Genomic DNA, 9756 nt, shown 5'->3' with positions numbered 1-9756 from the left:
GAGCTGTTAGCGTTAACTGCACAGGTTGAATCATCAAGGGTCTACGCAAGCCCCATTTGAAGTATCAAACATATTGCCTACCCAAGTATTCAGGCAAGGTGCAGAGTTCAGGTCTTGCAGATCATAATCAAGGTTATTCTCCGCTAGATTCCCTACGATTGTGTTACCTGATTGACCTAAAGCAGGCATATCAATACCTGCTCCCCCGGGGCCATTATGTTCTATAAAATTTTGTGCAATTAAGTTGTCTGATGAATTAACTACTATGCCTGAGAATGAACTGGAATAAATATGGTTTAGCAAAACCACAGAGCCATTAGCTATGCCCTCCAAACGAATTCCTTCAGATTCATTTTGCCCGATTTCATTAGATGAGATCGTATTGTTACTGCCTATTACAACGACACCCACGTTCGCATTACTCATAATAACTGAATGAAGCAAGCTATTGTTGTCTCCAGGGATTACGAGCCCCAGGTTCATATTATCTGTAATATTCACACCGAAAATACTATGGAATTCCCCGAGTACAACCATACCCGCACCACAGTTAGTGATCACACCATCCTGTAAGGCTCCGCCTGTCACGCTTGCAGCTATACCCTCAATCCTGATGCCTACGCCACTTCCACCGCAACTTACTGAAAAGCCGTTCATATCCAGACTGCCTGGCCCTACTATTGTTACAGCAGGGTTTGTTGCACAGTTGAGATTCTGATCCAGCACCTCAGCCAAGGTGACTGTGTCGCCGCAATCGACAGCTTTAGTAGCAATGGGTGCAACTGCAATAATGGCAGTTAATAAAATGGCAATTCCATCGTTTAGCCACTGCCCTAGTATTTTCATATCCAAAATCCCCTCCCCTTTAAAGCCATAATTAGGCCATGTACTCAGATCTGTCTAAGCTTGGGCCAGGCTTCAAAAAGCACCATGAGAAATTATTCCTAATTGGCCAAAAAGAAAAAACTAATAATTAAATATACCAACAGTTAAACACCAAGGATCGCGATTTAATCTCAACGGGAAGTAGTCCAGCAGGGGCACACAATATATAACTTCAACAAATCAATATGTTTAGCTAGGTTAATCCAGCTAAACAATCATCGTAATTGCACTTATTTACATTAGTCATTGGCCAATTTTGAATTATTCGTATACTAATCCAGCCTATTAATCGTTTCCTAAAAAGCTATTTTCAAACAAGACCTCATTTATCGACAGCTGTCCACCACGCCCATTCGCAACTTTTGCCGCTTTTCCAATCACTATCATCATCCCGATCAAATAACCTTCGGGCAAATTGATTAGCTCAGCGACTCTCTCTGGGTCAAACCCAACCATTGCACCTGTGTCATATCCCATCGACTTTGCCGCTAACATCATGGTTTGTGCTGCCAATCCGCAGCTTCGAATAGCCTCGTCCCGCTGTAGTTGCTGCTTACCCTTGTAGAACTCAGTTAGCATTGGCACTAACACATCCCTAGCCTCTTTCGGCGCTTCGGCCCAGTACCGCTCCGGCCGGTCGCTCCAGGCATTAATATCTGCACAAAGTATGATCAACTCAGAAGCATCTTCTACTTGCTGTTGCCCCCAGGCTGCATCTTTAAGCTGGCTACGGAGGGAAATGTCAGTGATGCGCAGGAAACGCCAGTGCTGAATATTGTAAGAAGTCGGCGACAACATAGTCGCCTGGACCAGACGGGTGAAGTCCTCGGCAGGCATCTCTGCAGTGACATCGAAATGCTTAACCGAGCGGCGGGATTCAACAGCTTTAAACAATTCCATAAGTTTCTCTCTGACTATCGTTCGTTGATTGAATGTCGATGAGAAGAAGCTTATTGGGTTTCCCTATCGCTGATAATGGGGTTCGACGGAGACTTACTGTTGACGAAAGGTTAACAATTTACTGATCCCAGTAAGGTGTATCGCCGCCAAAGTACTCTATTGCAAAGTCTATAAAGGCGCGGACTTTGGCTGGCATAAACTGCCGCTCAGGGAAAACCGCGTAGATAGACTTGGCAGGCATCTGGTACTCCTCAAATAGAGGAATTAGCTTTCCAGCCTCAATGTCTGGTCCTGCCACGAAGGTGGGTAAGCGGCCTATCCCTACACCCTGAAGAAGAGCTTCCCTCAGTGCCTCGCTATTATTTACTTGATAGTTACCCTTCACTTCGATGGTATGTAAGTGATTGTCTTTGATAAAACCCCACTCTTTCACATCCCTGGAATAAGTAAAAATCAGGCAATTATGGGCACTCAACTGTTCCAGTTCTGTGGGCTCTCCAAATTCCTTCAAGTAGGCTGGTGACGCACAAAGTACACTTTTCAGGGGTGCAAGTTTGCGGGCAATCAGGCTGGTATCGGGAAGGTCACCTCCGCGAATAGCGATATCAAAGCCCTCCCCCACTAAATCGACAACTTTATCGTCCAGTACCATGTCGATACTAATCTCGGGGTAACGCTTCATAAATACGGGAATTAAGGGAGCCAGATGCAATCTACCAAAGGACATAGGAGCATTGATCCGCAAGCGCCCCCGAGGCTCCCCCTGTAGCTGCATAACTGCGTCTTGTGCATCTTTGGCCGATTTATAAGCAACGCGTGCGTGCTCATAAAAATGCTCCCCAGCCTCCGTCAGGCTCAACTTTCGCGTAGTTCTGTGCAAAAGCTTCACCCCAAGCTGCAGCTCCAACTGGGTAACCCGCTTGCTTACCGCTGATTTTGAGATGCCAAGTAACTTTGCCGCCGGGGAAAAGCCACCGGTTTCTGCCACAGTCACAAATATTGGAATCGCTGCAATTGTCTCCATAAGCGACTGTTTCCTTCTCCTCAACAGTGAGTGTCTATAATGCTGGATTATCAGTTTACCAGAAACGACTTACACTTATCTCTCGCTAATAGAGGGAAGAAGCATGAGTGAGCTTACCAGGGGCATAACCCCATCAACTACAAGCGCCAACACCTCGCTCTGGTGGGTTCACTGCCTGATGATACTTTGTACACTACTGGTTGCAGGATCATTTCCTATTGGGGAGTTAATCGCCGATTCACTCCCGGCGGATTCCATGATGTTGATTCGATTCTTAATTGCGGCGGGACTATTTGCACCCTTCATATTTTTAAAGCACGGGATTCAGCTTCCAGAACCCAAAAAACTGCTGGGATATGCTCTGCTCAGCATCCCACTAGTTATCTTTTTCTGGTGTATGTTTGAAGCACTCAAATACACCACCGCAGTGAATACCGGCGCTCTTTTTACAACCGTCCCGGCGATGACTGCCATCTTTACTTTGATCATCAATGGCGAGCGAAGCAGCACCCGCAAAGTTGTCGGCCTAACCCTTGGGACCCTGGGTGCAGCCTGGATTGTATTCAAGGGGAGTATCACAACAGCGATAACGCTAGACCTAAATAAAGGGGATTGGATATTCACCTTTGGTGCTATATCGCTCAGTTTATATAACCCACTTATCAAGAAGGTTCACTCAGGGGAGCCTACAGAGGTTATGACGTTCTGGGTTATTCTATTTGGCGCGCTCTGGTTACTATTGCTCTCTTTTCCAAACTTGAACCAGATAGAATGGCGAAATATACCCACCGAGACTTACGGCGGACTATTCTATTTAGCCTTATTCTCAACTTTAATTAGTTTTTTTCTGCTGCAATTCAGTACATTAAGGATCGGGGCAACTAAGGTTGCAGCATATAGTTTCTTGAATCCGATATTTGTACTAATAGTGACCATAGTATTGGAAATGGCAAACTTTAATATCAGCTTTATACCTGGAATAGTGTTGGTCTTTGCAGCCATGCTATTTATCCAGGCGGAAAAACCTAAGGAACAACATCTCTGAACAGCTTATAAGAGATAGAATCGTACTGCTATCAACAAGTGCAATATTTCTAGTCTACAGGCTTTTCTATCTCATAAATTGCATCAGAAATATCCTCCAACTTAGAGGACACTATTACCTGAGCATCATGTAAGCCCTGATTATAAAATCCGGCCCCCATCTCCTTTGCAAGGAAATCAATAAAGAACTCCGCTTCAAAACTGCCAATTTCCAGCTCAAATTCTTTAGACAAATAACCCCTAACCTTTTCGATTAGCTCTAATTTCCGTCTTTCTTCCAGCTCTATTGTAGACATTTTCTATTTTCCACCAATACACAGATTTAGAACAAACACCCAGGCTCGTAGAAGAATAACACAAATCTTGAGTCCCCTTAATGAAACCAAGTGAGCAGCATTTACACCGACACCAACCTTTATCAGTAAACCGAACGATGCTAGATTCAAGTCTTTTCGGGTCAACTAAAATCAAACAGGATCCAAATGAGACTCTTTAACTACCTACTTGCCCTTCTTATATTGGGCAGTAACTACGGTTGTTCAGAATCAGGCAGCGAAAGTTCAGTAACCTCATATAACAATGCTCGCGCCTCCAGTAAAGTAGTTGCAGATATCCGGTTCCCGGAAACTATTTCAGGGGGCAATCAAGGTGGGCGAAGTCAATATATTGCTTACGAACACTTCCTGACAACTGAGCTACCTGCTGAAGAGGTTGAACCTGTATTCCACAAGCTCCAATTACTCTGCCAACAAGAGATGGAGAAAGAATGCACTATATTGCATTCTAGTCTCAGTAATGATGAAAAGCCCTACGGAAGGATTCACTTTAGAACTCACCCCAGTAGGGTCGACAAAATTATTGATCTGGCATCAGAGCAAGGAGGAGTGATACAGCGAGAAACCAAAGCAGAAGATTTACAAGATGTCATTATCGACAACCAAAAGCGTCTTGAAATGTTACTCCAGTATCAGTTGAGGCTTGTAGAGCTGGAACAAAAATCTGCCAGTGACATCGATACTCTAATCAAGGTTGCTGAAAAGTTAGCATCGGTACAATCTGATATTGAGTATTCACAGGGGAAAAAAGCTAAACTGTTCAAGCGAACTCAGATGGATGTGGTTCAAATTGAGTTACACTCAAAATCCTACACTTCTTTCAGGGCTCCCATATCAGACTCCCTATCTCATTTTGGTGAAAACTTGTCTGACGGGTTATCTGAAGCAATCACTGCAATCGCATACCTTTTACCTTGGACTCTTATCGCCCTATTTTTATTTTATATGATTCGCATAATTTGGCGTAAAACCAGAGCCTAGCTACTTACATAACCTCAAGATACTTGTATGTCTTAACAAGGCTATAGAACTCGTAAGAAGCTTTGATACCACACGCGAGAGATAAAAAAGCCAGACCATTTAAAATGGTCCGGCTTTTTTATTATGGAGTAGCAATAACTACTCAGAAGTTGTAGTTGAAACGTACACCATAGTTAGCTGGGGTAGAGAATGGTCCAGACACCAGTGCATCGCTACCTTCCGCGTAGTACGGAATAACTTCATCGGTCAGGTTATAACCATAAGCTTCAACATTCCACTGATCGTCGGGGCTTACGTACTTAATGGAAGCATTAATCATCCAGAACGGATCACGGCTATCATCAAATGCAGAGGTATCACCAACCGGGAAGTCATGCTTGTCAACATTCCAGAAGGTCAGGTATGACTTATCTTCCCAGTGAACACTGATGAACGGAATAATTGCGCCACCGTGAGCCAGCTCAAAGGTATGGTCGTAGTTAATAGTGAAACTGTACTGAGGCGATACCGGCAGTTCGTTACCCTTCAGGTTACGGTAGAGCTCAGGGTTGCTGTCATCATGAGCCGCAGCCCAATCAGTAATCTCAAACAGTGATGGGTTGTTATAGTTCCAGCGGTTTACGAAATCGGACGTGATCTCTGTTCGCATCCAAGTTGCAAAACCACTGATATGGCCATTTGGATACGGAGCCCAGTCAAATTCAAACTCAAATCCTTTAATTTCTGAATGCGCAGCATTCTTGGTTCGATAAATTACCGCGGGTTCTGAAGTGATTTCCCCTGTAAGTTCGCCTGCATCATCAACCTCTCTCACCAAAAACGTATAGGCAACATCTGGAGCGGCCAGCTGCATATCTTTATATTTTGAGAAAAAGAATGTACCGGCAAGATTCAAGCGACCATCGAGGAAACTACCTTTGGCCCCAAACTCCCAGGTGTCAACCGTTTCTTCATCATAGTTGGTTTTAAAAGTTTGCTCTACAACACGATTGCCATCTGCATCGAGAATATCTTCGGCAGTCTCAGGGTCCTGCGCGTATTTGTAAACAACATCACCCAAGCCACCAGACTTAAACCCGGTTGCGAAATAAGCATAGAGCATTATATCGTCAGTCAGATCGTAATCGACCCCAAGACGATAATCGACATTTTCCCAATTATCATCGACATCATTGTAAGTATCGATGGAATAAATGGAGTCATCCGCAAAGTAGTCGGAGGGTAGCTCACTGAAGGTCGGATGGTTATAAGCAGGAAAACACCCGTATTCGCCAGTTATTTCAGTATCCAGTGACCAATCACGGCGGCAACTTAGGTTATTACCCCCCTCATCACTTTTTTCATCATAAGTATAGCGAGTGCCAAATGTGAGGTGCAGAGTGTCTGTGAGGCTATAAGTCGCCTGAGCAAATGCCCCAAGTGCATCAACATTTCTCTCCGGTTGACGCCAGAAAACGGAATTATCCAGTGATGCCAAGAAATAGCCATTCAGGTCGTTAGACTCATGAAAATAGAATAGACCTGTGATCCACTCAAGGGGGCCATCATCAGTAGATTGCAGCTGTAGCTCATGAGAGTATGAGACATTTTCTGCATCAGTGATGCTCATGCTCATATCCCAACTATTGCGACCAGCATCAGCATCAATCAAGTTACTGCGATTCTGTACCGCATAACCTGTATTATATACAAACGCCATGCTGTCACTAAAATCCCAACGGAAGTTGGAACGGAATGCATCCATAGTCAGGTCAAGCTTGCCGGGAACGTTTACTGCTACTGTGTACTCGTCAGCACCAGGACCATAATAAGTTTCACAAGTTGTTTCATCTGTCCGCTTCGCGGCCTTTTCACAGTCAATGGTATTAATACCACCGGCACTTTGATCCTGATAATGTTCGACAACGGTGTACCAGGAAATATCCTCTGTTGGCTCCCACAAGGCGCCAATACGAATCGCCTGTTGATCAACATTACCGTAGAAGTCTTCAGGGTCGGCTTTTACCAGAGAAACATCCTCAGATGTCCACCAGTTATTGCTTTGAATAAATGTACGCTCAGCATCATCAGCGAGAGGGGTTGCGCCTAGACTATCCGCGCTGAAATAACGATTGTCATATTGGTTAGCATCGTAGTAACCAGTAAGGTAGGAGTCCCGTGTTTCGCTCATGGCAGATACACGAAGAGCAAAGGTGTCGGAGACGGGTATGTTGATCACCCCTCTTACCATTTCTCGATCCCAGCTACCGTATTCTACGCCGACGTTGCCTTCAAATTCGTCGATTACTGGCTTCTTGGAGAGAACGTTTATGGCACCAACGGTAGAGTTGCGTCCATATAGGGTACCCTGAGGTCCGCGCATGGCTTCAACCCGCTCGGAGTCAAACATCATTGCCATTGCAGACTGGGGGCGCGCTGAGTAAATGCCGTCAAAGTGTAACCCTACCGCCGGATCACCCAATTCACTGGTGTTTGTAGAGCGAACACCACGCATGGAAATTACTGGGGAAGACTGGGAGGCATCGTAGCCGATATCCACATTGGGGATAGTGTTGCCCAGGTCCTTAATATTTTTAATACCCTGACGGTCCAGCTCTTCCTGTGTAAATGCACTGATTGCTACGGGGGTTTCCATCAGGTTGGTTTCGCGCTTGGTTGCGGTAACCGTTACTTCTTCCAGCGCCCAATCGTCATCCTGTTGGCTATCTTCCTGAGCCCAAGCCGACACTACCGCGACATTTGCCATTGCAATTGCAAAGGTAAGTGGTTTTTTAATTCTCATTGATGTCTCTCCAATCTGCTGCAAAAGGAAAGCCACATTTATTTTTTAATGAATGGCCATCCCATAGGGCCGTCGGCAGTACGGCGGCTAGGCTAAAATCTCAAAAAGAAGGGACGTAAGAAACTCAGATACGATAGAGCGGATCGCGACTAGGACAAAGAGGACTAGTTCACAATTTGTTGCCACTAGCTGCGACCAGCAAGTCAAGTAAGTACTGAAACCGTAGGATTCATACACCAGCTTTCTACGAATATTGGGGATTTTTTAGAGTCTATCTGCTTGCTCACCCAAAGCCTCGCATCCCAACAGCAGGCCTTAAATATACGTACGCTGAGCAATAAAGGCTATATCTAAACAGACCTAGATGTGACTATTAAGGCAAGCCCTGTCTCACAATGATAAAAACACAGCCTTTTTTCTCAGATAAAAACCTACCGGAAAACACAGGAAAACCGGAAAAAAAGTTATTGTCAGGATTACTGAGATTAATATTCGCCTATTAATTTAAATATATACGGAATATTAAATTTGATTGGAGTAAAAATGTAAAACCGATTCCTAATCATTTTTACAGTAGGAAATAAAAAGGGGCCAAAAGGCCCCCTGTAAAGAAATCACCAAAGTCCTAAAAGCTATTGCCAGGTATTCGCACCCAACCTTCCATTAGGATTCGGGCGCTGCGACTCATAATGGCCTTGGTAGCAGTCCACTGACCATCGACCTCTTTGGCTTGAGCACCCACACGTAAGGTACCCGATGGGTGACCGAAGCAAACAGAGTTGCGTTCCCCCCCGCCAGCTGCAAGGTTAACCAAAGTGCCCGGGATCGCCGCAGCGGTGCCAATAGCTACTGCTGCCGTGCCCATCATGGCGTGGTGCAACTTGCCCATAGATAAGGCGCGCACGAGGAGATCAACCTCGGAAGATGCCACTGCCTTGCCACTGGATGCAGTGTAATCCTGCGGTTTAGTGACAAAAGCAACCTTGGGGGTATGATGGCGATTGGCTGCTTCTTCAATGGTAGAAACTAATCCCATCTTTACCGCACCGTGAACGCGAATGCTCTCAAACATCGCCAGTGCTTTGCTGTCACCATTAATGGCATCCTGCAATTCAGTGCCGGTGTAGCCAATATCTTCTGCATTGACGAAAATTGTCGGAATGCCAGCATTGATCATGGTGGCCTTGAGCACACCTACATCGGGCACTTCCAGATCATCGATCAGGTTACCGGTAGGAAACATGGCACCCTCACCGTCGGCAGGGTCCATAAATTCCACCTCCACTTCAGCCGCCGGAAACGTCACTCCGTCCAGCTCAAAGTCCCCGGTTTCCTGAACTTCACCATTGGTCATAGGTACATGGGCAACAATGGTCTTACCAATATTGGCCTGCCAGATGCGCACGGTGCAGATGCCATTTTCTGGCACTCTGTCGGGCTCTACAAAACCGCTATTGATGGCAAAGGCACCCACGGCGGCGGTGAGATTGCCGCAGTTACCACTCCAATCAACAAACGGCTTATCGATGGAAACCTGACCAAACAGGTAGTTCACATCGTGATCGGCTTTATCGCTGGGCGATAAAATTACCGTTTTGCTGGTGCTTGAAGTAGCGCCACCCATACCATCGGTCTGCTTACCGTAGGGATCCGGGCTGCCAATCACGCGCAGCAGCAAGTTGTCACGGGCCTGCCCCGGCACTTGTGCAACTTCGGGCAGATCTTGCAAGCGGAAGAAAACGCCCTTGCTGGTTCCCCCGCGCATATAAGTCGCGGGGATTTTTACTTGAGGAGCAAACTTCATA

At 45.7% G+C, this 9756-nt stretch carries 8 protein-coding genes; 2 read left to right on the top strand and 6 right to left on the bottom strand.

Features of this window, described 5'->3' with window-relative positions; all coding sequences use genetic code 11:
- Positions 1-33 precede the first annotated feature (33 nt).
- From ACJJIN_RS05155 to ACJJIN_RS05145, 3 genes are all read right to left on the bottom strand, one after another.
- On the bottom strand, positions 34-846 hold the full coding sequence (locus ACJJIN_RS05155; protein WP_444898230.1) for a NosD domain-containing protein: 813 nt from the start codon (positions 844-846) through the stop codon (positions 34-36).
- A 324-nt stretch (positions 847-1170) separates the two neighbouring features.
- Entirely contained in the window at positions 1171-1785 is a 615-nt protein-coding gene (locus ACJJIN_RS05150) for a nitroreductase family protein (protein ID WP_444897156.1), read from the bottom strand.
- Positions 1786-1903: 118 nt separating this feature from the next.
- Positions 1904-2809 carry a LysR family transcriptional regulator gene (locus ACJJIN_RS05145; protein WP_444897155.1) on the bottom strand — a complete coding sequence of 302 codons (906 nt, stop codon included), beginning with the start codon at positions 2807-2809 and terminating at the stop codon, positions 1904-1906.
- Positions 2810-2912: 103 nt separating this feature from the next.
- On the opposite strand from ACJJIN_RS05145, the gene ACJJIN_RS05140 reads away from it, so the two are divergent.
- Positions 2913-3854 (top strand): DMT family transporter, encoded by a 942-nt coding sequence (locus ACJJIN_RS05140; RefSeq protein ID WP_444897154.1) that lies wholly within the window; start codon positions 2913-2915, stop codon positions 3852-3854.
- 49 nt (positions 3855-3903) lie between these two features.
- On the opposite strand, the gene ACJJIN_RS05135 is transcribed toward ACJJIN_RS05140, so the two are convergent.
- Entirely contained in the window at positions 3904-4149 is a 246-nt protein-coding gene (locus tag ACJJIN_RS05135; RefSeq protein WP_413665644.1) for a DUF2164 domain-containing protein, read from the bottom strand.
- Between the two features lie 186 nt (positions 4150-4335).
- On the opposite strand from ACJJIN_RS05135, the gene ACJJIN_RS05130 reads away from it, so the two are divergent.
- Positions 4336-5169 (top strand): DUF4349 domain-containing protein, encoded by an 834-nt coding sequence (locus ACJJIN_RS05130; protein WP_444897153.1) that lies wholly within the window; start codon positions 4336-4338, stop codon positions 5167-5169.
- 142 nt (positions 5170-5311) lie between these two features.
- On the opposite strand, the gene ACJJIN_RS05125 is transcribed toward ACJJIN_RS05130, so the two are convergent.
- Positions 5312-7951 (bottom strand): TonB-dependent receptor, encoded by a 2640-nt coding sequence (locus ACJJIN_RS05125; RefSeq protein ID WP_444897152.1) that lies wholly within the window; start codon positions 7949-7951, stop codon positions 5312-5314.
- A 625-nt stretch (positions 7952-8576) separates the two neighbouring features.
- Positions 8577-9755, bottom strand: coding sequence for a 2-methylaconitate cis-trans isomerase PrpF (prpF, locus tag ACJJIN_RS05120; protein WP_444897151.1), 1179 nt, complete (start codon positions 9753-9755; stop codon positions 8577-8579).
- Between the last annotated feature and the right edge of the window lies 1 nt (position 9756).

The organism is Microbulbifer maximicatervae (SeqCode), from assembly GCF_052467505.1.
Note: the sequence above shows the minus strand (reverse complement) of the source record. Positions and strands in the feature narration are given on the sequence as shown.

Bases quoted from the DNA above. Each gene is read 5' to 3' on its own strand.
- ACJJIN_RS05155 (WP_444898230.1), bottom strand. From the start codon at position 846: ATGAAAATACTAGGGCAGTGGCTAAACGATGGAATTGCCATTTTATTA.
- ACJJIN_RS05150 (WP_444897156.1), bottom strand. From the start codon at position 1,785: ATGGAATTGTTTAAAGCTGTTGAATCCCGCCGCTCGGTTAAGCATTTC.
- ACJJIN_RS05145 (WP_444897155.1), bottom strand. From the start codon at position 2,809: ATGGAGACAATTGCAGCGATTCCAATATTTGTGACTGTGGCAGAAACC.
- ACJJIN_RS05140 (WP_444897154.1), top strand. From the start codon at position 2,913: ATGAGTGAGCTTACCAGGGGCATAACCCCATCAACTACAAGCGCCAAC.
- ACJJIN_RS05135 (WP_413665644.1), bottom strand. From the start codon at position 4,149: ATGTCTACAATAGAGCTGGAAGAAAGACGGAAATTAGAGCTAATCGAA.
- ACJJIN_RS05130 (WP_444897153.1), top strand. From the start codon at position 4,336: ATGAGACTCTTTAACTACCTACTTGCCCTTCTTATATTGGGCAGTAAC.
- ACJJIN_RS05125 (WP_444897152.1), bottom strand. From the start codon at position 7,951: ATGAGAATTAAAAAACCACTTACCTTTGCAATTGCAATGGCAAATGTC.
- prpF (WP_444897151.1), bottom strand. From the start codon at position 9,755: ATGAAGTTTGCTCCTCAAGTAAAAATCCCCGCGACTTATATGCGCGGG.